Raw genomic sequence first — 20,828 nt, forward strand, 5'->3', positions numbered from 1 at the left:
CTTATTTTTGATGTTTGTTTTTTCTACGACCTATAGGAGTGTTAGTAAGAAACCGTAAGACAATATTGACAAGGGATACAATTGTGATAGTAATTGCAGTTTGATGATCTTCTGATACTTCAATACCATGCTCACTAGCAAGCCAACTTGCTGCTATTGCTACTATATTGAAGATAATAGTTTTAAAACCTTGGAGTATGTTCATAATAATTTCTCATTAGATTAGAATTAGAATTTTGGTTAAGGGTTAGATTTAGATTGGGAATTTAGACTATGATTTTATCCAATTATTTCCATCGAAGCGGTATTTGCTGCCATTACTATCAAGTATTACTTCTAGCCATTTAGGAACAGTAACAAACTTCCAACCAATCTCCAACTTTTGGGCTATTTTATTTGCATGGCTGATAAACTCACCTTGAGGATTTTGACTAACTATGTACAACTGTCCAGTCGTTGCATCTTGAGGCGGCATAGCTACTTGAGTAGCTTCTACCACTGGATTAATGAGGATATCGAGTAAAGTTAGTGCTTCGTTATGAGTAATCTCCTTTTGTGCCTGCCCACTATGGATATAGGGTAGCTTTAACCTAGAAGTGTAAGACATAGTAATTTTTAGAGCAACGTTAAAGTTGTTCCATAGCCTCTACCGATTTGGCTGGAGAGTTGGTAAATGCTGGCATTTAAGTTTACCGGTAGTTCTGATGCATAGGCAAAATCAGATATTTGTGCTTGTTTGCTGTATATAACATTTGGAGTTAAGGCTTCAAGGGTTCTAATAACATTATTACCACTTTTAATATCAACCTGATATTTTTCAAACTCTTCGCCAAGTGGTACATCAACATAATCACGCCAATCACTATCTATTCTACTCCGCCTAATCCAGCTGATAATAATGTTACCTTGCTTATCTTTTTCAGACTTGGTATGCACTGGTGCAAGAGGTTTAAGATTTCTAGCCATAAACTTGCTCTCTATAGTATTAGTTTCACCAAATGAATTACCGACTGACACGGGTTTGTAGAGTAACTTCCGACCAATTAAGTGATGATTTAGATTAACTGCCATAACTGCTGAATTTAGAAGAACAAATTTATCTGCAACTTGGTGTTTATTAATAGCCCATTCTGTTCCTTGCCTACCTCTCAGTAGCTTTGTTAACTTATATTTATGGTCACCAATTAATTCAGCATTTTGGAATTGTACTAGCTCATCACCTATTAGAGCGGCGTTTGCCCCATTTAGTAACGCAAGCTCGCTGACGCTTGATAATGATCCATAAAGCAATTGTACAATTATTTCGTTATGACAATCAAAAATTACTGTAGTTCCAAAAGAAAGCCTATTTATTACCACTCCCATAACTGAGGGGACAGTAGTAGTTGCTAGCAATTTGTAATCATAACCATCATCCCTACTGTTATATATAGCTGCTCCTTGCCAGTTGCTACCATCAGGCACTATGGCTATGCGTAGCATTGCTTGGTTTGATTTGGCGTCAGTTGGCAGTGTAGGTGTCTCTATTAACTCCATGATGGTTGCAGCTACTGGTTTTGGTAATTCATAATTTGACGTAAGATAATTTGTGTCGCTATGAAAGTCATACATAGCCATATTAAAGCTAGTAGCAAAAATCTTCATCAACCCTGAACGCTGCATATCGGTTTTAACAATCCTTAACTGATGCTGCACTTGATTATTTTCTGCTTTACAGATCACATTGATAATATCTGTTGGTTCTAAAAAGCCATATTGGGGAGGCAAAGTTAGTTGGTAATTAATTCGCTCCTGCCAGGCGTTGTATAGGGTAATATCAGCAATTTGTTTGGCTAATTGATCATCTAACACTATTGGTAATGAAAAATTTACTTGTTCTGTGGTTTGAACTGCCTGCCGTTGTGATTGGACAGTGACTAAATCATAATTTTGTTGGCAGTCTATATGAGTAACACTTACTTTTTGTGGTAGCTCCAATTCCTGAGTAATGCTTATTTCTATAGTAGTTTTGGTATCTGTACCTACTGTAACTAAATTATCTTCTTCTATATCTATGTCATTCATACTTTCAAGTCTTAGCATAAACTTAAGGATGCCATCACTTTCTACTACATCAAAAAAATAGGCACTTTGCAATTGTTCTATTGCTTCTCTTGCCGTTATATGCTGATTGATAATATAGCCATAAACATCTTGAGTCAGTCTAGATACATCATAATCAGTAGGCTTTAATCCAACACTTGCTAAAATTTCAGCAACAATAGCTCCAAGGCTTGAAGCTCCCAGCTTACCGTTAATCCAGTGACCAGTTGGCCATAATATTCCATCTTGCCATATGCTTTTAAAGTCAGGCCAAAAAGGGAAAGGTCTTGCATCATAAGTCCAAACAAATCTTTTTGGTATCAGTTGCTCACAGCCTTCTTTACTATTACGTTCTGCTAAATAATCCAGTGTAGCATTTAGTGCTTGACGTTGAGCTGAAAAATTTACTCTACCTTTAGAATTTCTAGGAAAGTACGACTCAATGGAAGTCGGATCATAAAATACATTAGGCTGATTAGTGCAAGCATCTACTGACGGAAAACCAAATTCAGTAAACCATATAGGCTTCATCTTCGGTTGCCAATTAGTAGCTCTACCATCCGGGTTGTGATGTGCAGTTGTCCACCAATGTTGTAAATTTTTCCAAGCATATTTATCAGGGGTTTGTGGTGATTCAGCGGCAAAATAATATTTTTGCTTCCTTTGCCAGTCCCAATAATAGTCCCATCCTTCACCACTTTCCCAACCTTTTTTAATAAGCTCTTCGCTAATCTGAGAATGTGGCAAATCTTCAGTAAGCGGAAAATAGGCATCAATACCGACAAAATCAATGTTTGGACTAGCCCACAGTGGATCAAGATTAAACCAACCACCATTTGTATGATGGTATTCTGTCCAATCAGCAGCATATGTTACTAGAGTATTACCTAATTTTGCTTTTACCATAGAGGATAGCTGAATAAATTGCTCAACTGCTGGGTATGATCCAGCTCTATCGGTAAAGGAGGTTAGGCTAACCATTTCAGAGCCAATAATGAATGCATCAACTTGTCCAGCCATAAGGTCTGCATAATGCATGATAAAACGATTATATCCTGAGACCGGGTTATTAAACCAGTTATCAATTTCACTGCTGCTAGCCGCTGTTATCCTCCCTCTCCAAGGCTTCGGCTTTGGTTCAAGTTCATCTACAAAGATCATGGGATAAAACATTACTTTATACCCACGCTGCCTAATATGTTGACAAATAGCTACTACGCTATCATCAGAAGGAGTACCACCATAGGTTGGAGTAAATTCATTGATGTAAAGTACTACTTCAGCCTGCGACCTAGCAATTCTTGCTACTTGCCAATCATTCGGTAACATTTTTGTGCTATCACCATAATATTCTACTTTAGGTACAATACGACAATCAACAGCTCTGCTGGAGGTTGCAAACCAAGTTACTACTAATGCCACCCACTCAAGGTTTGGTAAAGCCCTTGCCATTTGTTCCAGTGCTACAAACATATTAGGCTTGTTTGCATAATTATGCATGTTAAGATAGTATTTGTTCCTTAGTGGCATCCAGCTATTGCCAATATTCATACCATCTTGTTTAGTATAAATCTGATCAGCATAAACAAATTCCCCAGCTCCCGGGATCAATACTACCTCTTTAATTTTGTCCTCTACTGCTGGCTTAAACTTAACTAAACGTTTAACCTCAAAGGTAAAATTCGGAATGCGATTGCCAAACTGCTCAAGAGGAAAATCCTCTATTACCACATAGCATAAACCTCTATAGGCTGGATATGTTTGAGCAGATTTGTACTTACCAATAATATCATCGGGCATTTGTTCTTCAGTACCAAGATGAATGTTAAATCTCCCCTGATCACTTCTCAAGATATCTTCAGTAAGTAACTTGCTATCAGCCCAAATTCTAATAATTTCATTAACTTCACCTTCACATATGCTAATTGCTAGGCTAACAAAATAGCTATAAGTGATAGTACTTTGAGTGGTAATAACTGTTTGCCTACCTCCCCCACCTTTACCACCACTGTTTTGGCATTCAGAATGCTCATGCTCAGTTGCCACTTCTTTTATATCAGTAGCCCAAATAATATTGCCAGCAAGCCTCATTGAGCCGTATATTTTAGGTATTACTTCACCGTAACTTGATAGCTGCACTCTTAGGTCACTAAGCCTTGACCCTTCTTGGGTAGGTAATTTAATACTTTGCTTTTTTCTTGGTAAAAAAAGATTATTGGCTGCCATACCCAAATTAGCACCCATAATCGCTCCAACAGGTCCGCCAATGAAAAAGCCGCCTACCGCTCCTGCTACTGGTAATATGGCGTTGGTCATTGGTAGCTAAACCTATAAGCCGCAACTAGCATTTTCTGCCATGCAGCTGATAAATAATGTTCAACTACTTGACCTGAACCTGAATAACAATGAATAATGCCTATACCTCCACTAAAATAGTTACTGGCTATACCAACATGTTGGGGATGGCTAAATAGCTTAAACAACAGCACATCACCTAATTTTATTTGGTTGGTATCAATGGTTTTTAAATGTAAATCTAGAAACTGCTTTAATCTTACCCCATCAGGATGAGGAGAATAGCTAGTTTCATCAAATTCTACTAATAGTTTGCCATCTGCCCCAACTAGCCTTAGTTCCGTAGCAATTCCCATAATCAGCCCAATGCAATCAACACCGCCATTGCTGGCATAACTTCTCTTCAGTCTGCCTTGGTGATGATACTTAGTGCCAAGCCATGTTCTAGCGTTTGTTACTATATCTTTACCGCTGATCATTATTACTTAGTTACTTTTACGCGTTCCAGCAGTACTCATCAGTCTATCTATGCCGGGCAAATCAGGTTCACCACGGAAATTGACAATGTTTTGAAATTTCTCTATACATGTTTCACTACTTTTATCACAACCAACAATAATAGCAAATTTATCAGATACACTAATAGCAAAAGGCATTGGTAGAGCTAATATTATCTTTGTATCAGCAAAATCTTTTACTTCCATCTTTAGTCCATGATTACTACCGCTATACCAAATAACGTAACCTCCAGTAAACCAGCCATTGGGCTGATTAAGGCTTTGAGCAAAAAAGCTTTGCTGGTCAATCACCCTCGATACTGTTTCTTCCACAGTAAATCCTGGCTGTTGCAGGTTAAACTTGCATTTTGTATCACCAAGATTAGCTCGACAATGAGGCAGATAAGTTTCACACATTGTTTGTGATAAGAATTGTGTAAGCCCTCTTATTTCAGAACAAAACATGTTGCTATTTAAGGTTACTTCCCCTAATATTCCACGCTTTTGTATTAGCTTACCACTATTTGGCTCTTGATAATTTACTAAAAATATTTCAACTTCAGCAAAATCATATTTACCAGCCAGTAAATCGCTAGCATTTATTTTAGGGGTAAAAATTTGCCCTGATAAGTCAAGATTATCTACTGCCATGTTACTGCTACTCTCAACATTGCTTGGAGTAAAACTAGCAATAGATTCATATTGCAAATCATCAATCAGTAAATTTTGGTCATAATCAGTAAATCCTAAAATTATTTTATCCAGTCTAGTAATTTTCCAGCAAGTAGCAAGGCTTGTCACCTCGGATTTTAAGTGATGAGTTAATGTTGGCGGTAAATTTCTCATACTCTAATTTCAATGAGAGGAATATTACCCCAAGAGCCTATGTTAAAGCTATCCATCGATAAATCAAGGTGATCCGTATCAAACCTAACTGGTACGTCAAATTCAAAATCTGCCTTTATTTCTTCATCTCTTCTTGGAGGTTGAGCAAAGACAATTGAACCAGTGGTAAAATCAATGTCAATTTCTTTTGTTTGCACTACACAAGAATCAAGATAAATCTTGCAAAAACTATTTTTTACTGGTTTAGTTATAATTCTAGCATAAATATATCCACCACTAATATAATTTTTAACTAATTGGAATTTTTTTGTTTGACCGTCCCCTTTGCCTAATAACTGATTTATACCTTGATAATCAGACCAGTCTTTATAACGAAAACCTATAGCTCTGCCACGCCTTGCCCGAAAAAAACTTATTAGCTCTTGCCACTGGGCTTGCGTCTTGATACCACTCCCTATATCATATCTGCTTCTTGCCATTTGCCAGTTAATATTGCGTTGCTCATGACCACTAAATGTTGTAACTATATTAGTTGAGAATATTGGGCCACCCTTAGAACCATAAGATATCTCAGGCGGAAATTGCACCTCAGCAAAGACTATCATAAATGATTAAATTAGCTTGTTAATCAGAGAGTTAAGATTATTATATATATCTTTTCTATGTCCTATTTTTAAAACTAAAATAAGCAAGATGTTATGTTGAATTTTATATATTACTCTGTAATCACCAACTCTTAATCTATACAAATCATCCATCCCACTTAATTTTTTTATTCCAAGATTAGATATTTTGGGGTTTAGATTCTCGAGATTTTTGATAATGTCCTTTTGTAATTGTTTTGGTAATTTCTTGAGTTGTCTCTGAGCTAGTGGTGCTAGCTCGATATTGTATTGAACACTCACAATTTAATATCTTCTAAATATCTTCATTTTTCTTAAAGTCAGCTAGAGACATAGTGCCATGTTGCTTGGCTTCTTCTAGGGATTTTTTTGCATCCTCTACATCTAATTTATCTTCAAGAGCTTCAAGCAAATTTAAATCTTCCATAGGTATTATGGCAACAAGTTTTTTTCCTCGCCTTGTAAAAATGATTCTTTCTTTCCCATAAGCACTACGATTCAGTACTTCCGAAAAATGTTCTCTTGCTTCTACAGTGGTAATAAAATTCATAGTAGGATTGTAACCCTCTTTAATCTACTACTTAAATGTACGTTACGTACAAATTTTTGTCAAGTTATATGTCACAAATTCCTAGAACTCCTTGCTATCTGCCTTGCCATATCAGCGGCAATTTGACTTCTGCTTTGGTTAAATGAGCTAATATCCGGGGTTTGAATATTCATATTAACTACAATATTGTTGTTGCTAGCACCCGATGCCTCCAGTTTGCTAAAGGGTACAATGCTACCAACACTATTGGGAATAAACAACTCAGGCTCACCACCATCACCAACCACATGTGCTTTACCGGGCTTTACCGTACCACCATTTGCAAACACACCTCCAAAAATGGAACTTATCCCACCCAAACTTCCTCCGCCGCCAAACATTTCACCAAATGTACCTCCGCTAGCCGAAGAGAAAGCCTGTTTAAGCGTCATCTTTAATATATCAACTTGCAACTGTTTAAAAAAATCACTAAAAATATCTTTCAAACTTTTTACCTGATTACCTACACCAAAAGCAGCCTTGGCAAAATTATCAATTAAACTATCTGCTGCATCTTTGGAACGATCTTTAATCAAATTAAATGCATCTTCGGATTCATTTGCCATATTACCAAGTAACTGTTTATTTTGTTCCATAGCTCTGTTATATGTATCTTGGTCAATTAAACCTTGCTTAAGCAATTTATTTAGTTTCTCCATTTCTATGTTATACTTTTCCAGCGGTGTCCTAGTTTGTTCAAATATCCGTTTTGCTTCGTTTTGCAATTCGTTCCTTTGACTCATTACCTCAAGTGACGCTTTGGGGATGGTTATTGCTGCTAATGTTTTGCTTCCCTCTAAAGTCTGATTAAATTCTTTAGTTACTTCAGTTGATTTGTTAAACCATTTAGTTAAGGTAACAAGTCCAGCTACCACAGTTGATATTGCCACTGCTACTAAACCTAATGGATTTGCTATAAGAGCTGCCGTAAAAGCCCTAACAGCAGTAGCAGCAGTAATAAACCACACTGCTAATCTCAAAGCTAGCAAAGTAGATATTGCGGTAATTATAAAAGTTATGGCTGGGTGTCCCTCCCTAATAGCTGCAAAAAATCCTATCAGTAACGGTAATATAGGCACTAATACTGAGGTTATTAAACTGGTCATTATTGCCTGTAATTTTGATAGTTCTGCGTTGAACTTAGCCATTGCCTCACATTCTTCCTGTGACAATGATAGCCCTAGATTCCTTGCTTCTTCTCTAAGCCTTCTTATACCATCTTCACCTTGTTCAAGTATTGGTAGCAGGGCAGCTCCAGCAGAACCAAACAACTTTATTGCCAACTGTGTTCTATCTGAAGCATCTCTGACTCTTAGCAAGTTTTCAGCAATTTGTCCAATCTGCTCATTGGGTGCTACTTGATTCAATTCTTTAGCTGATAAACCCAGTAACCTTAAAGCATCTTTTGCCTCCCCGGAGTTTCTTGCTGCATCTGACACCCTCATTGCCATTTGCTCAAGACCTGAAGTAAGGGTACTAAACTCCACCCCGCATCTCTCTGCAGCATATTTTAACTCTGATAAACTATGGGTGCTAATATCTAGCTTATTAGCAAGTTTACCAATTTCCTCACCGCTATCAATAATCTTCTTTAAAGTTGCTATACTAAATGCCGCAGTTATTGCCGTACCGATTCTACCAAAGCCTAGTTTAATTCTGCCAAGCTGATCTTGTAGTTTCTTGAAATTCTGCTTGATTCTGCCAAATGCTTCTTTAGTTTTATCAACTCCTCTAAAAGTTACTCTGACTTCTTTATTGTTAGAATTCATTTATCTTGTTAATTTATGTTGATACTGTTTTTTAATTTTAAAATATGCCAGCCAATGATTCCACTCATCTATTGTCATTTGTTCGATTTCAGCTATGGTTTTTCCTAAATGCTCAGCTAAAGCAAACATGTTAAGTAATACTGGCTGGTTAGTTAGTTTTTTTCTGCTACCTCAGTATCACTACTCTCCATGATCGAGGTTGCGACACGAATTAACACATCAGGGTCACAGTTTCTCATTAAATTTGGTTTATCTGCTCTGCTGAACAAACAATTACCTTCAATATCTTTAGCTTTCATAATCAATGCTTCAACCATTAAGCCTAAATCATCTTCCTTAGCCATTTTATATAGACGATTCTTTTGGGCTAAGGTCAAAGGAGAACTGTGAATATATAACGGATTTTCACCATCTCCCCATTCGATTACCTCAATTACCTTGATCTCCTTAGCGTCAAAATGGGCTTTAATCCTGTCAATAATTTTTTCAGTCATTATTGTCTTCTCCTACTTATCTATTTTACTGTTTTACTTCTAATAATTTACCATTGCCCTGAAAGGTAAAGGAACTTTCAACTAACCCATCAAAAGAAGCTTGCCGAGAAATGCCAGTAACAATTGCTATGCCAGTAAAATATATCTTTTCCTCATTTTCACCTTTTGGGTAAAGACTTAGCTGTACAGTCGCTCCAATGGTAAGCTTTCCTTGACCTTCAGTATCAGCTTCATCCCAAAAGGCCTCTATCGAACCTGACCAGCTCTTAATAGTAGCCTGAGACTTACGCCACTCAGTGCCAATAGTACTGGCATCTACCGTATCGCATACCTCTTCCAGCGACCATGATTTAACTTCGGCTACCTGTGTTGTACCAATTCTAACTATTCCTTCTGATCCTGCATGTGTTGACATATTAGCTTCTCATTATTGGATTTATATTATTATATTCGGTGAAGTCTCTTTAGTTTGGTAGCTTACTGCAAATACGAGGCTTGCTACTGCTACTGGTTGATCGCCATCTGAATTCAGGCTAATATCGGTTGATTCTAAACGGCAATCTTTGCAAAGCTTCCTTAGTTCAGGATTATTTAATACTAAACTTTCCACTTCAGCTGTCATATTATCAACTATGATATTGACCGAAGTAGTAGCCTTGGCATAACATTCTACCGTTATTCGTGCCGTCCTGTTCTGACATCTTGGTGGACTGATAGTGCTGGTTACTATTTCTTCTTGGCTAGAAAATATGATAATCCCCGGCAAAGTGCTGTCATTCATGCTATATAACCGGCTATCGTAAACTTTATCTTTTGCTGCCGTTTTTCCTTTAAGGATATCCACAAAAGTTTGCCTTATGCTGGTTCTAGCATGCAACATATCAGCTTTGTCGCTCTAGTCCTAGCACTACCCAGCCAGCATTATCTTGTTTGATTTCAACAATTTTGTACTTTATTTGCCGGACAGTTAGTATATCTCCATCATTGATTTCTCTTGCTTCTTCCTCACAGCATTCAAAGCTTGGATTGAATCCGACAAAGCCACTTGTTCCAATATCTATAGGGTAGTAGTTGCTAACAAATATCCCTTTGAGTTGGTAAGCTAGTCCATCTTTTGGCGTTACGATTATCTCTACTGCAAACCCTTGCTCTGTGTCTAAAAACTCAGCAAAATCTTCTTGAAAGACCATAACTATTTATGTTATTATAATATCAATTATTGTTATTATGATTGATATTTATGAATGTATCCTTAACACTAGAACTCGAAAAATATGTAGATAAACAGGTAAAAAGTGGTTTTTATCACTCTTCCAGCGAGGTTATAAGAGCTGCATTACGTTTACTTATTAAATCAGAAATGCAAAACACTAATTTTGAAAACTATAAAATGTGGCTTAATCAGGAAATTCAAATAGGTCTTGACCAAGCAGCTGAAGGTAAGGTTATTTCAGGTGACCAAGCTTTGCAAAATTTCAGGGATTTTCGTAGAGATAAATTAAAGTCTCATGAGTAAAAATAATTTTTGCTTAACTGTTCAAGCAGAGCAAGATATTAAGGATATTTGGTTATATATCGCCAAAGATAATCTCAAAGCTGCTGAGAAAATAGCCAGTCTTTTTGAACAAGCGTTTTTAAAACTAGCTGCAAATCCTGACATTGGAAGTAAACGTGAAGATTTAACTGATAAACCTGTACGTTTTTGGTTAGTTTATAGCTACTACATAATATATAATCCTAAAACAAAGCCATTGCAAATTTTGCGGGTTATAAGTTCTTATCGTGATATCAAAAATAATTACCTATAATTATTGTCTAGTTAGCACTGCAAAGCTCTCAGCGTGTCTAACTGCAATGTCTACATCTTGCATGACTCTTATTCTAATGCCACCGCTAGTTCCTAAAGTGTAAGGGTCTACTAATACATCCAGCACTCCCCATTATCCAATAATTAGATCAGCAAAATTGCCAAATAATATAGTATCAGCTGGTATTTGGTTGGTTGTTCCTACTCTATAGCCGTTAAGGTAACCAAAACCTAGCTCACTACTACTTTCCCAAACAAATTGGGCAGTTCCTTCAGCTTTTTCTGTTTGCTTTAAAATTCCCCGTATGTTGGCATTGCATAAATAGCCAAGCGTGCCAATATCAGCATTCCCTGCAGCAATTAGGCTTTCAAGGTCTACGATATTACCCCAGCTTATTGGATTATCGTCATCAAAAGTAACATTACCAATGCCAACTGTGTTAAGAATACCTAGTGGCTCAGCCCCAATGCCCCTACCACTTATCGCAGCTCGATCAATTTCAAGAGCAATAACGGTAGCAAGGTCACTGCGTACTAGATTTTCTATATCAGGACTGGATTGTAGCACTAATTTGCGGGTAAAGTCAGTATATGCCGCAATGCTTTTAGGGGAGAGTGTTACTTGGGCAAAGGCTTGCTCGCTATGCTCAGGGCTTCTCCCTTCTGATACCCAAAAAGTAGTAGCTCCACCAGTTTGTTTTGGTATTGCTACATCGCCATGCAAGCCACTCATTACTTTAGCTCCCATTTGCTTAACAAGCATTTTGTTACGCAGCAGTTCAATAAAATTGTTGCTTAGGTAATCGGTACTAACTAAGTAACCACCGGCAACATTTGATAATTTTTCCAGCGTTCTGCCTACATAACTTCTTTGCTCTATTTGTTCTAAATTGACATCAAGAGGTACAAAAAAGCTAGAAGGCTCTCGATTAATTTTTTTAGCAATCGCCATAGATGCTTCTTTTTCTAGCTCAGCATCACTCCAATTACCTGTTACCGTTGCTCTAATGGCTCTTAAAATAGAGAAGCTTCTTGCCTCCTTTGTACTCATTCCGATAATAGCTGATTTTGGTGAAGTAGTGTTGATAATTGGATTATTACTCAATGTTTCTAGAACCTTCTGCCTAAAAGCATCAATACTTTTGCCCTCACGAATAAATTCTATCGCCATATCGTGCATATTATGTTTATCACCGATAGTTAATATCTCACTAAGTCTAGTAGTTTCACTCTGCCTAATGTCTTTGGTAATTTGTTCGGTATTAACGGTAATCGTTGGTTGACTATTTTCTATTACTTCATTTTGCATGTTTTCCCTCATATTAATCATATTATTAGCAATTATTTCTAGTTGGTTTCGACCAATGCCTACTGTATGATCAGCTGGTATTGATACTAATGATACTTCTAGTGGTTTCCATTTGTTGATCCGATAAATGTTAGGATTATCCCCTTTTGACTCTTGCTCAAGTACTATGCCATTTGGTAAATAACAATAGCCTACTGATATGTTACTTTTAATGCCATCTAGCACGTCTTGGTAAGCTGCTTCAGCTAAAGTACTTTTACCAAACCTTATTTTGCCCCTAGCTTTACCATCACTAGTTATTTCAGCAGCTTCAACAATACCAATTTGCTTAGTTGGGTCATGGTCAAGAAGTAGGGGAGCGTGACCAGAATTTAACCAATCCAGCTTGATGCTTTCGGGTTTGTGGTCAAGTATCTCAAGACCAAAAAATCTCTCTACTGGTTCTTCGCTTGAAAAAGACAGTTCAAAACTGCGATCTTCTCTAAGTAGTTGATCTAAAACCGTATGTCGGTATAGCATTTCACTTTTACATTTAATCGTCATTAGATTCTTCTGTGCTAATTGTTTGCTGTTCATTTTCTTTGTTGGTAGTTGTTAATGTTAAATCTAAGCCATATTTTTTAGCCAATTGTTGTTCAAATACTATCTGCTGAAATAATTCATCTATATCCATACCTTGATCTGCTGCTATTTGACTCCTAGTTTTAGTTTTCTCAGCAATCGCAATTTGATTGGCATGGCTTTCTTTAAGTGGATCAACCCAAGCCCATCCTCTAGCTCGCCATATAGGTTTGTTGTATTGATCAAATTCTGATAGCGGTATTTTAATTCGTCCAGTAGTAATGGTCATTAATAACCAGTTCTCAAATACCGAGTTACAAAAATGCTCTATCACCCAATTTTGCAGCATACGCCAAGTATCACGATCCTCTAGGCTACCATGTCTAATTGACGAAAAGTTTACATTCTCAAGATCATTGGCAAGGGTCGCATAAGAAATATCCAATCCGCTAGCAATTCCCCGGAGTATTGACTTCTCAAAATCAGCAAAGCTGCTTGTTGGATGATTAGGGTCAAATAGCCGCACGTCCATACCAGCAGGCAGTTGTTCAAATGTCCCGGGGTCAGCTTCCATTATCTTGCCACCAAAACTATCATCTTGACCAAGATAACCACTCCCATCTTGAGAAACAAAAAACCCCATTTTTGATGCACCAACTCTAGCTGCTACCAGCTCTGCTTCTTCATAAGCTCCCAGCATCCGCAGACGTAACATGGCACTGTGCATCCATGGCACGCCTCTACTTTGCGAAGGTCTTTCTAAAATATAGCCATGAATAATCTCATTAGCAGTAATTCTTTGGTATTGCTTATTATTGTCATATTTTTTAAAGATTTCACCGGGATGGGAGGTAAGTAGATAATAGGCTACAGGTCTATTCCATTTATTAAATTCAATCCCCATACGAATATATCCCCCATCCGGTAGAGCTTCATTTAACTCCTCGTCCAAATGATCAGCTTCAATAAACTGCAGAGCAAAACCAAACTCATTATCAAAGCCTTTGACTAAACGAATAATAACCTCTCCATCACGAGCCACTGATTCTAGAAATAATTTTTGACAATCTATCCAAGATAATCTGCCATCTACCGTACAAATACCTTTTTTGCTCCAGTTATTAAATTGTTCTAAGATATAATTATTTTTATCTTGCAGAAAATTTTCACTATTACTAGAGGCACGTAGTTGTAACCGTATGCCATTAGCACCTATAACATTAGTAGAAGTTCTTTTTAAAAACCGTCGAGCATAATCATTATTTATACAAAGTTCTCGTGATCGGCTGCGTAGTGTTTTGAGGTCTCTATATAACTCTGCATCTGCTGATAGATTCCCAGTAATCCAATCATTAGTAAAGCGATTAATGCTAGCGGCTGCGTATTTACGCTTTTCTTTAATAAGCGATTTTCCTTTGAAGAAATCAAATAGCTTCATGGGTTATTGAATCTAACCTTAATCAGGTTGCCTGAACTAAGCCCATTCTTTATCTTTTCTTCTTGCAAATTCCTAGCATATTCAGCCTTGTAAATATCACGCCATTTTAGTAATTCTGCTGGGCTTAACCGTGACAGGCTACGACCGCTGATCGAATATGACAATTGATCCCGGCTTGCCTTGCCAACAATGGTAGCTTCTAGAGCATCCAAAACCTTCTTAACATGCGAGCGACCATCATAAGTTGCAAGTAGTGCTAAATTAGGTTTAATTTCTAAATTACCTTTAGCAATCATGTAACGCAAATTCTCTTTATGTATTGTTGCTTGCCACCAATAATTACCGGCTAGGTAAGCAGTTGTTATTTCAGAATCTAGCAACACAAGGTAATAATCTGCTTCAGCAATAGCAGCAACGTCAAAACCAGTGGTATAATTACGAAAGCTGTAAGACAAATTCCAGCCTTCAGTAGCAGGATATTTGTTTAAATATCGTTGCCACTTGACAGTTTCACCTGCAGTAAATGATGTTGGTTCAGAAATCACCGTAAGATATAATTAGTAATTGAAAAAACTTATTATTGACTTTTGCTAACTGTAGTTTAAAATTAAAAATGAAGTAACTGCAAAGTTACTTTGGGGTATCGAAACCTCCAGCATAACCGGTAAAACATCAACCGTAAAAATGATGTTCCTCGATTACATGATCGGGGTGATGATAGCTATGTTCAAGGCTTGGGGTGTAAATCTCAAGCCTAAAGGCTATTGTAGCTGTGTTATGCGGTTTTTCGAACCCCCGATCGCCAAGATATGTGTAACCTATAAAATTTGTCTTTTATCATTTTATCTTTGGCGATCAAAACTCTTAATTATTAAAACATTAGGGAAGGGGTCGCATATGAACAACCAACAAGCCATTATCTTATTATATTCATCACATGCCCGTTTTGAACTCACAAGGCAATCTTTGATCAATTTTTGTAAGGAAAATAATTTTACAATAATAAAAATTATCGACGCACCAAATAAATACGATGACAGTATACTTCGCGAATTAATTTATACAGTAAGCAAACAAAATAATTATAATAGTCCTATCAATCTAATCATCGATGACAGTATATTTGGTAATATTTGTTATTTCGTAACTTGGGTGGTAATTACTACTTTATTAGAAGCTAAGCTGATTAATAGGCTTTATATTCAAGAAAATATATTGCATACTACCAATACTGAAAAAGATAAATTCGATAATTTTTTAGCAACTGACATAATAACTGAGCATTATTTATTAAAATTCTGCTTCTCATATTTTAACGTTATAATGCATGCTGCTAAAGCAACAATGGATTTCGATGATGAAGAATTACATAAAGGCGGCAATGCATAATATTTCAGGATTTAAATTTACCAATTTTTGACAAAGCTAGTTGTTTTTCTGATTGGCTTGATAAAGTTTAAACTCAGCTTTTTCTTAGTTTCTTTAACTTCTACTTTTGCTGTTTGCTCAAGCATTTTATTTGCTAAAAGTTCTAAATTTGGGTTTAATATGTACAAAGCTGCTAAGGCATAAACCCTACAATCAAGTGCCTCATTACGTTTACCAGCTGGCTTCTCCCATTTGCGGGTTGGAAAGCCTTTATTATAATAAGTAACGATTTTCTCTGCCGTTAGCTGTTTAAAATATTCCGCGTCATAATTTATTGGGAAGTGACAATATCCCGGTCCTAGTTCAGTAATCTTTAACCGGCTGTAGATCATTTCTTTGGCTGTATCAGTGCCAATGGAAAACAACTTAACTCGCATTCTATTAGCAATTGATGGTCTACTAACCAAGGCTTTACCTGCTATTGATGAACCCTTTATGGCAAATATCCTACGTAACTGTCTTTTCTTACAGTAAGCATAAACTGCTTGGGTGTGATGACCGCCTGAATCAACACAAACTGAGGCAATCCTAAGGTTAATGCCGCTTTGGTGTTTAATGTTCTGCTCTAGGATATTATCAAGATCATCCCATATCTCGCTCCTAGCAGGATCACCATAGATTACTCTATAATCAAGCGACCAGCTTTCTTCTTTTACACCCCAACCAACTATTTCCACTTCAAGTCGATCATTTTGTACGTCTACGCCAGCAGTAATAATAACAACACCGTTAGGTACAACATTGCCCCAATTTTCTTTTCTCGATAATAGTGAAGTCTCATCTACCTTATCTCCTCCTTCCTCCCAAGTTTCACCAAGACTGGTATTAACCCAAGTCTTTAAGGTTTCAGGCATCATTTTAGCTTTCAGGAATTCTGCCGTCATTCTAGCCCAAGTAACCCAAGGCGAATAAATCTCGCTTAAATGAAAACCAGCAATGTTGTTACTTTCTCCTTTAGCTTCAGATATCCACTTGCCACGCTGCAGCATCGACATTTTATCATTATCGTGCAGAATGCAGCCATTTACCTCACAAACATAATGTGCTTCTTCAGGTTTGTCTTTAGGCCATCGTATTTGAGACCATTTTAAGGTTTGATACTCACCGCATAATTTACATGGAACATAATAACGTCTTTGATCACTTTGCAGATAAGCCAGTTCTATTCTACTAAAATATTTGATAGTTGGAGTTGAAGTTAAAATAATTTTTCTATTCCAAAAAGTTGTAGCTCTTTTCTTGGCTAAATTAACTGGGTCTCCTTCTGAACCACTACTAGCAGGATAACGATCTACCTCATCACATAGCACAATCCTGACTGGTCTGCTTGCCAGTGAAGAGGGTGAGTTACTACCAGCCATGGTAATGTGTCCACCCGGAAAACGCTTGTATAATATCTTATTGCCGGAATCTCTACTTTTTGGGTCTTTGACTAAGTTCTTAAATATCTCACTATCACGCAGCATAGGAGTTAAACGATCCGTTGACCAGCTTTCTGCTAGCTTTTCAGTAGGTTGCACTATTAGCATTGGTGCTGGGTCTTGATGAATATGATAGCCAACAATATTATTGATCACTTCGGTTTTACCAACTTGTGCTGATGACATTACTACGATCATCTCTATTTTTGGATCATTTACTGCATCCATGATTTCACGCTGATACGGAGTCTTACTAGTATGCCAGCTACCCGGCTCAGCCGAAGACTCACTTGACAGCTTACGGTAATTATCAGCCCACTGACTTACGCTTAACTTTGGTGGTGGTGCTACTAGTTTAGCTATTTTCTTGGTAATCTGACTCCAAATTATTTGGCTTGTTGGCATAATGGGATTGTTGTAAGATGAAAATTTTTTGAATCAGTTTACAACAGTCCCATATTTGCTTAGTTCCAAAAGTGCCTTATGTATTTCCGCCTCTAAGCAATGCACAATGGCTGCAAAATCATTATCAAGTACTATTATTTGCCGAGCTATATTGTTTGGAAGACTCAGCATCCTGGCTCTAAAGGCAATAATCAAATTAGACCAATGAAGTTCCACCTCACTGCTAGCTAAGTATTTGCCTTCCAGTATCTGTACTTCTAATTCTGCTTTATCAGCTTGAGCCTTGAGTAAGCGTAGTTTTTGGGCGTTTAAATTATCAGAGGTATTTTTGCCAACTGGTCTTGATTCAAGATATCGTGCATAAGACTTTATGCAGTCAGCTAAATCATACTTACCAGCTACTGGGGCAGGCAGTATAGTTTCCTTAACCAATTGTTGCACTCTACGTTCACTTAATTGCAAAGCTTTGGCAATGTCTGATACTTTATGGTTATTCATTAAACTTGGTTTATTTCAAAAAACAATTCTTAAAATTATACTTATGCAATAATAATAGGAACTGAATATTGAGTTATTTTATTATCTCTAGTAATTATAGTTAAATAAGTTTTGTGGCAATTGATCAAAATCTTTAGCAATTTTTATTTTTCCTTTCCATGCTCCGGCTTTACGTGGAATTGATGAAGTATTATATTTTATTATTTTAACTGTTGGTCTGCCTGCTTTGCAAATAATTACTTCTTCTCCTTCTTGAGCTTTTTTAATTAGTCAGAAAAATGAATTTTCGCTTCATGTATACTTGCTATTTGCATTCCTTTTCTCTAATTCTTCTTAAAAACTAAGATTAAACTAAATTTTATTATATGTATAGACAATGTTTAAAAATAGATATATGGCTTACAATTTCATACTTAATTTCGTTTTTTACTACAGCTCATTAAATGTAAGAGTCTTATATTTTAAGGGTTACAGAGCTTTTGTTAAATTAAAAGAAACGAAATATACCAAAAATTTTTATCGCTAGGCAAGGGGCGGGGTGGTCAGTCACCCAGGTTCGACAAGCCTAGAAAGTACCTTGTTTCGTTTCGTTTTTTCCATACTATTTGTTAAATTGCTTCTGTCTCCTTTATTTTGCTGTGTCTAAGGCAAAGTTAAAAGAAGTCGTAAACACCTTATCAAAGCGGCTATTAAAAGTATTAATTGCTGTAGCCTTAAACCCAAACCTTGGGATAACTTTAGCTTCATGGGTTAGACCATATAACCTTTCCAGTCTTTGACTACTAACTCTACGATAAATAGATTTGCCAAGTTTAAAGATGCTTCTATTCCCCTGTTGATCTCTCAAAGCTTTTGAACTTCTTTGCTTTTTTGGTACATTACTAGTTGGTACAGCAATCATACTGCCACGATATGGCACTTTAATGCCACCTTCTTCCTGAATGTAGGCAAAATGAGCCTTAGTGTACACAGCAGATACTAAGGCATATTTACTAGCAAATGCTACCTTGATACCAGTTCTTTGGTGTTTGTCCCACCATTTTTTACTGTTATTGAATATAATTGGTACTCTTTTGCAGATTTGTTCTTGAACAAGCAATGCTATTTTGTTCAAAGTCAAGTTAACTGCAAATGGTAGTTGTTTCTTCTCGATATTATCCATATAACGAGCTATCCTGTTTATATCACTTCTCACATCAATAGTAAAACTCATAACTGCAACCTTTCTAATTTTTAAACTACTGGACGATATTTAGGATTGTGCAATATTGCAGCAACAGCCATTAAAACCCCCTCTCCAAGGTCACCTGTTACTTTAATTGCCGGTCTTACAAACCTCTTGTCACCAATATAACCTGCCATAAAAGCAGTAGCATTATCAGGTCTAGTTTTAAGGTAAGCGAAAGTGCCAGTATTATCCCCAGGCACAGCTCCTATAATCTCTGTATCAAGGCAATCAGTAAAGTTAACATTGTCGTTTGAATGTTGCAACCTGATTTGTACATGTTTGTCATCATTCGGATTCACGTCAGCTGCTCCTACCGTTACCGTAAAAATACCACTTTCAAAACCTGACACATCCACTGCCTCTACATCAAGTTTATCTGCATTAATTGCTACTGGTGCTAACAATTGCTGCAGTTTGCTATTAGTTTTTTCTTCTCTTGTTATTGCCATTTATCCCTCTTTTCCCCTTACACCAAGCTATCAAACCCACTATCCCATTTTCACCTTTTATTATATCCTAGAGTTTACCAGCTTGCAATAGTTTTTAATTAAAAGTTACTGCAAGTTACTACTCGCCCTTAGAGTTATGTTGGTTTCAAGGTGAATAATTTTACTTTAAGTTACATTTTGCCTAAATTATTGCCATCTTTTTTGTTTTTTCTTCTCTTGTTATCCCTCTTTTCCCCTTTTATTATATCCCAAAGTTTACCAGCCTGCAATAGTTTTTAATTAAAAGTTACTGCAAGTTACTACTCACCCTTAGAATTATGCTGTTTTCAAGGCAAAAATTTTTACTTTAAGTTACATTTTTGCTAGAATTCTTTAGCCCCTCTTGCCGATAAGCCTCAATCAAATCATCTAGTGCCTCACGTAATCTAGTGCTGCCCGCACCTTTAGGCCACTGTGGCATTTGCTTTAGCTCAAATTGTCGCAACGGCAGCTCCAGTAAGCAAAAATGCTCAACTATCTCCTGTGACTTCCTACCAAGCTTAGCAAATATTCGTTGATGAATGCGAGCCGCCTGTACTTGCCTCTCCAACCCCAGCATTTTGGTAAAGTCCTTGTTTGCCTCAATTTGGATTATACCGCTACCACCAAACATGATTGTTCTTTGGTAATTACAAGCCAAGCGGTCAGCTGCCCTAAACTGCTCATGGTTGATACCATGCCTCTTACCTTCTGCTACTCCATTTGCCTCATCTTCTAGCCAACAGCGATAAAACCTAGCTATTGGTCTTTTGTCAAATTTGTTTAATTCTGTTCTTTCAGTTTTATGGTGTTTCATGTTTGTTACCTTGTAAAAATTATTGCAGTTCCACTTTGCCAGCAGAAGCAAAAATATATATCTACGGCAGACTTTTTATAAGTCTGCTATATATATTTATATATATACAAAATCCTGCTTTTTTGGCCTACCTTGAAAGCCTTGTAGTATAAGGTCTTGCGGGTAGTCCAAAAACGCATTTTTATTTAAAAGCGTACTGCTTTTTTGGTCTGCCTTGTATCCCAGTTTCTAAAAGGGTTTGCGGGTAATCCAAA

The 20,828-nt window shown here is 36.9% G+C and carries 25 protein-coding genes; 3 read left to right on the plus strand and 22 right to left on the minus strand.

Annotated elements, in window-relative coordinates:
• Nucleotide 1 precedes the first annotated feature (1 nt).
• The 14 genes from ACFEL2_RS04865 to ACFEL2_RS04930 all read right to left on the minus strand — a co-directional run bounded on the left by ACFEL2_RS04865 (nucleotide 2) and on the right by ACFEL2_RS04930 (nucleotide 10,385).
• A complete protein-coding gene (locus ACFEL2_RS04865; RefSeq protein ID WP_375331631.1) occupies nucleotides 2–205 on the minus strand; it encodes a hypothetical protein in 204 nt (67 codons plus the stop codon).
• A 66-nt stretch (nucleotides 206–271) separates the two neighbouring features.
• A complete protein-coding gene (locus ACFEL2_RS04870) occupies nucleotides 272–607 on the minus strand; it encodes a DUF2793 domain-containing protein (protein ID WP_375331632.1) in 336 nt (111 codons plus the stop codon).
• An 8-nt stretch (nucleotides 608–615) separates the two neighbouring features.
• Nucleotides 616–4,398, minus strand: a complete 3,783-nt coding sequence (locus ACFEL2_RS04875) for a glycoside hydrolase TIM-barrel-like domain-containing protein (RefSeq protein WP_375331633.1) — start codon at nucleotides 4,396–4,398, stop codon at nucleotides 616–618.
• Complete coding sequence (locus tag ACFEL2_RS04880; protein WP_375331634.1) at nucleotides 4,395–4,856, minus strand: NlpC/P60 family protein; 462 nt, start codon at nucleotides 4,854–4,856, stop codon at nucleotides 4,395–4,397. Before ACFEL2_RS04880 ends, ACFEL2_RS04875 begins: the two co-directional genes overlap by 4 nt.
• A 6-nt stretch (nucleotides 4,857–4,862) precedes the next feature.
• Nucleotides 4,863–5,720, minus strand: a complete 858-nt coding sequence (locus tag ACFEL2_RS04885; RefSeq protein ID WP_375331635.1) for a DUF2163 domain-containing protein — start codon at nucleotides 5,718–5,720, stop codon at nucleotides 4,863–4,865.
• The gene (locus ACFEL2_RS04890; RefSeq protein WP_375331636.1) at nucleotides 5,717–6,325 is read right to left on the minus strand and encodes a DUF2460 domain-containing protein; all 609 of its coding nucleotides are present in this window, start codon (nucleotides 6,323–6,325) and stop codon (nucleotides 5,717–5,719) included. Before ACFEL2_RS04890 ends, ACFEL2_RS04885 begins: the two co-directional genes overlap by 4 nt.
• Nucleotides 6,326–6,331: 6 nt before the next feature.
• Entirely contained in the window at nucleotides 6,332–6,625 is a 294-nt protein-coding gene (locus tag ACFEL2_RS04895) for a type II toxin-antitoxin system RelE family toxin (protein ID WP_375331637.1), read from the minus strand.
• Between the two features lie 13 nt (nucleotides 6,626–6,638).
• Nucleotides 6,639–6,893, minus strand: a complete 255-nt coding sequence (locus ACFEL2_RS04900) for a type II toxin-antitoxin system Phd/YefM family antitoxin (RefSeq protein ID WP_375331638.1) — start codon at nucleotides 6,891–6,893, stop codon at nucleotides 6,639–6,641.
• Between the two features lie 71 nt (nucleotides 6,894–6,964).
• Nucleotides 6,965–8,701 carry a hypothetical protein gene (locus ACFEL2_RS04905; protein WP_375331639.1) on the minus strand — a complete coding sequence of 579 codons (1,737 nt, stop codon included), beginning with the start codon at nucleotides 8,699–8,701 and terminating at the stop codon, nucleotides 6,965–6,967.
• Nucleotides 8,702–8,830, minus strand: a complete 129-nt coding sequence (locus ACFEL2_RS04910; protein WP_375331640.1) for a hypothetical protein — start codon at nucleotides 8,828–8,830, stop codon at nucleotides 8,702–8,704.
• A gap of 23 nt (nucleotides 8,831–8,853) precedes the next feature.
• Nucleotides 8,854–9,195 (minus strand): hypothetical protein, encoded by a 342-nt coding sequence (locus ACFEL2_RS04915; protein ID WP_375331641.1) that lies wholly within the window; start codon nucleotides 9,193–9,195, stop codon nucleotides 8,854–8,856.
• A 25-nt stretch (nucleotides 9,196–9,220) separates the two neighbouring features.
• Nucleotides 9,221–9,610, minus strand: a complete 390-nt coding sequence (locus tag ACFEL2_RS04920) for a phage tail tube protein (protein WP_375331642.1) — start codon at nucleotides 9,608–9,610, stop codon at nucleotides 9,221–9,223.
• A 21-nt stretch (nucleotides 9,611–9,631) separates the two neighbouring features.
• The gene (locus ACFEL2_RS04925; protein ID WP_375331643.1) at nucleotides 9,632–10,075 is read right to left on the minus strand and encodes a hypothetical protein; all 444 of its coding nucleotides are present in this window, start codon (nucleotides 10,073–10,075) and stop codon (nucleotides 9,632–9,634) included.
• Between the two features lies 1 nt (nucleotide 10,076).
• Nucleotides 10,077–10,385, minus strand: a complete 309-nt coding sequence (locus tag ACFEL2_RS04930) for a hypothetical protein (RefSeq protein WP_375331644.1) — start codon at nucleotides 10,383–10,385, stop codon at nucleotides 10,077–10,079.
• Nucleotides 10,386–10,435: 50 nt separating this feature from the next.
• On the opposite strand from ACFEL2_RS04930, the gene ACFEL2_RS04935 reads away from it, so the two are divergent.
• Both ACFEL2_RS04935 and ACFEL2_RS04940 read left to right on the plus strand, forming a co-directional pair.
• A complete protein-coding gene (locus ACFEL2_RS04935; protein WP_375331645.1) occupies nucleotides 10,436–10,711 on the plus strand; it encodes a type II toxin-antitoxin system ParD family antitoxin in 276 nt (91 codons plus the stop codon).
• Nucleotides 10,704–11,003, plus strand: a complete 300-nt coding sequence (locus ACFEL2_RS04940) for a type II toxin-antitoxin system RelE/ParE family toxin (protein ID WP_375331646.1) — start codon at nucleotides 10,704–10,706, stop codon at nucleotides 11,001–11,003. Before ACFEL2_RS04935 ends, ACFEL2_RS04940 begins: the two co-directional genes overlap by 8 nt.
• A 132-nt stretch (nucleotides 11,004–11,135) precedes the next feature.
• Here ACFEL2_RS04940 and ACFEL2_RS04945 read toward each other — a convergent pair whose 3' ends face one another.
• Genes ACFEL2_RS04945 through ACFEL2_RS04955 form a run of 3 tightly spaced genes read right to left on the minus strand, consistent with a single transcriptional unit; the run spans nucleotide 11,136 to nucleotide 14,855 of the window.
• Nucleotides 11,136–12,887, minus strand: a complete 1,752-nt coding sequence (locus ACFEL2_RS04945) for a phage major capsid protein (protein ID WP_375331647.1) — start codon at nucleotides 12,885–12,887, stop codon at nucleotides 11,136–11,138.
• A complete protein-coding gene (locus ACFEL2_RS04950; RefSeq protein WP_375331648.1) occupies nucleotides 12,844–14,310 on the minus strand; it encodes a phage portal protein in 1,467 nt (488 codons plus the stop codon). Before ACFEL2_RS04950 ends, ACFEL2_RS04945 begins: the two co-directional genes overlap by 44 nt.
• Nucleotides 14,307–14,855, minus strand: coding sequence for a hypothetical protein (locus ACFEL2_RS04955; RefSeq protein ID WP_375331649.1), 549 nt, complete (start codon nucleotides 14,853–14,855; stop codon nucleotides 14,307–14,309). Before ACFEL2_RS04955 ends, ACFEL2_RS04950 begins: the two co-directional genes overlap by 4 nt.
• A 352-nt stretch (nucleotides 14,856–15,207) precedes the next feature.
• Between ACFEL2_RS04955 and ACFEL2_RS04960 the strand changes: the two genes are divergently transcribed.
• Complete coding sequence (locus tag ACFEL2_RS04960; protein ID WP_375331650.1) at nucleotides 15,208–15,699, plus strand: hypothetical protein; 492 nt, start codon at nucleotides 15,208–15,210, stop codon at nucleotides 15,697–15,699.
• 17 nt (nucleotides 15,700–15,716) lie between these two features.
• Here the strand turns inward: ACFEL2_RS04960 and ACFEL2_RS04965 are convergent, their stop codons facing one another.
• The 5 genes from ACFEL2_RS04965 to ACFEL2_RS04985 form a co-directional block, all read right to left on the minus strand.
• Nucleotides 15,717–17,564, minus strand: coding sequence for a phage terminase large subunit family protein (locus ACFEL2_RS04965; RefSeq protein ID WP_375331651.1), 1,848 nt, complete (start codon nucleotides 17,562–17,564; stop codon nucleotides 15,717–15,719).
• Nucleotides 17,565–17,597: 33 nt separating this feature from the next.
• The gene (locus tag ACFEL2_RS04970; protein ID WP_375331652.1) at nucleotides 17,598–18,062 is read right to left on the minus strand and encodes a hypothetical protein; all 465 of its coding nucleotides are present in this window, start codon (nucleotides 18,060–18,062) and stop codon (nucleotides 17,598–17,600) included.
• 628 nt (nucleotides 18,063–18,690) lie between these two features.
• Nucleotides 18,691–19,275, minus strand: a complete 585-nt coding sequence (locus tag ACFEL2_RS04975) for a hypothetical protein (protein WP_375331653.1) — start codon at nucleotides 19,273–19,275, stop codon at nucleotides 18,691–18,693.
• A gap of 20 nt (nucleotides 19,276–19,295) precedes the next feature.
• On the minus strand, nucleotides 19,296–19,739 hold the full coding sequence (locus ACFEL2_RS04980) for a hypothetical protein (protein ID WP_375331654.1): 444 nt from the start codon (nucleotides 19,737–19,739) through the stop codon (nucleotides 19,296–19,298).
• Nucleotides 19,740–20,085: 346 nt separating this feature from the next.
• Nucleotides 20,086–20,574 carry a hypothetical protein gene (locus ACFEL2_RS04985; protein ID WP_375331655.1) on the minus strand — a complete coding sequence of 163 codons (489 nt, stop codon included), beginning with the start codon at nucleotides 20,572–20,574 and terminating at the stop codon, nucleotides 20,086–20,088.
• Between the last annotated feature and the right edge of the window lie 254 nt (nucleotides 20,575–20,828).

The sequence above is a fragment of the Candidatus Tisiphia endosymbiont of Temnostethus pusillus genome (genome assembly GCF_964264675.1).
GTDB lineage: Bacteria > Pseudomonadota > Alphaproteobacteria > Rickettsiales > Rickettsiaceae > Tisiphia.

Excerpts from the sequence above, each read along its gene's own strand:
- ACFEL2_RS04865 (WP_375331631.1), bottom strand. The coding sequence starts at position 205 with ATGAACATACTCCAAGGTTTTAAAACTATTATCTTCAATATAGTAGCA.
- ACFEL2_RS04870 (WP_375331632.1), bottom strand. The coding sequence starts at position 607 with ATGTCTTACACTTCTAGGTTAAAGCTACCCTATATCCATAGTGGGCAG.
- ACFEL2_RS04875 (WP_375331633.1), bottom strand. The coding sequence starts at position 4,398 with ATGACCAACGCCATATTACCAGTAGCAGGAGCGGTAGGCGGCTTTTTC.
- ACFEL2_RS04880 (WP_375331634.1), bottom strand. The coding sequence starts at position 4,856 with ATGATCAGCGGTAAAGATATAGTAACAAACGCTAGAACATGGCTTGGC.
- ACFEL2_RS04885 (WP_375331635.1), bottom strand. The coding sequence starts at position 5,720 with ATGAGAAATTTACCGCCAACATTAACTCATCACTTAAAATCCGAGGTG.
- ACFEL2_RS04890 (WP_375331636.1), bottom strand. The coding sequence starts at position 6,325 with ATGATAGTCTTTGCTGAGGTGCAATTTCCGCCTGAGATATCTTATGGT.
- ACFEL2_RS04900 (WP_375331638.1), bottom strand. The coding sequence starts at position 6,893 with ATGAATTTTATTACCACTGTAGAAGCAAGAGAACATTTTTCGGAAGTA.
- ACFEL2_RS04905 (WP_375331639.1), bottom strand. The coding sequence starts at position 8,701 with ATGAATTCTAACAATAAAGAAGTCAGAGTAACTTTTAGAGGAGTTGAT.
- ACFEL2_RS04910 (WP_375331640.1), bottom strand. The coding sequence starts at position 8,830 with ATGTTTGCTTTAGCTGAGCATTTAGGAAAAACCATAGCTGAAATCGAA.
- ACFEL2_RS04915 (WP_375331641.1), bottom strand. The coding sequence starts at position 9,195 with ATGACTGAAAAAATTATTGACAGGATTAAAGCCCATTTTGACGCTAAG.
- ACFEL2_RS04920 (WP_375331642.1), bottom strand. The coding sequence starts at position 9,610 with ATGTCAACACATGCAGGATCAGAAGGAATAGTTAGAATTGGTACAACA.
- ACFEL2_RS04925 (WP_375331643.1), bottom strand. The coding sequence starts at position 10,075 with ATGTTGCATGCTAGAACCAGCATAAGGCAAACTTTTGTGGATATCCTT.
- ACFEL2_RS04930 (WP_375331644.1), bottom strand. The coding sequence starts at position 10,385 with ATGGTCTTTCAAGAAGATTTTGCTGAGTTTTTAGACACAGAGCAAGGG.
- ACFEL2_RS04935 (WP_375331645.1), top strand. The coding sequence starts at position 10,436 with ATGAATGTATCCTTAACACTAGAACTCGAAAAATATGTAGATAAACAG.
- ACFEL2_RS04940 (WP_375331646.1), top strand. The coding sequence starts at position 10,704 with ATGAGTAAAAATAATTTTTGCTTAACTGTTCAAGCAGAGCAAGATATT.
- ACFEL2_RS04945 (WP_375331647.1), bottom strand. The coding sequence starts at position 12,887 with ATGAACAGCAAACAATTAGCACAGAAGAATCTAATGACGATTAAATGT.
- ACFEL2_RS04950 (WP_375331648.1), bottom strand. The coding sequence starts at position 14,310 with ATGAAGCTATTTGATTTCTTCAAAGGAAAATCGCTTATTAAAGAAAAG.
- ACFEL2_RS04960 (WP_375331650.1), top strand. The coding sequence starts at position 15,208 with ATGAACAACCAACAAGCCATTATCTTATTATATTCATCACATGCCCGT.
- ACFEL2_RS04965 (WP_375331651.1), bottom strand. The coding sequence starts at position 17,564 with ATGCCAACAAGCCAAATAATTTGGAGTCAGATTACCAAGAAAATAGCT.
- ACFEL2_RS04970 (WP_375331652.1), bottom strand. The coding sequence starts at position 18,062 with ATGAATAACCATAAAGTATCAGACATTGCCAAAGCTTTGCAATTAAGT.
- ACFEL2_RS04975 (WP_375331653.1), bottom strand. The coding sequence starts at position 19,275 with ATGAGTTTTACTATTGATGTGAGAAGTGATATAAACAGGATAGCTCGT.
- ACFEL2_RS04980 (WP_375331654.1), bottom strand. The coding sequence starts at position 19,739 with ATGGCAATAACAAGAGAAGAAAAAACTAATAGCAAACTGCAGCAATTG.
- ACFEL2_RS04985 (WP_375331655.1), bottom strand. The coding sequence starts at position 20,574 with ATGAAACACCATAAAACTGAAAGAACAGAATTAAACAAATTTGACAAA.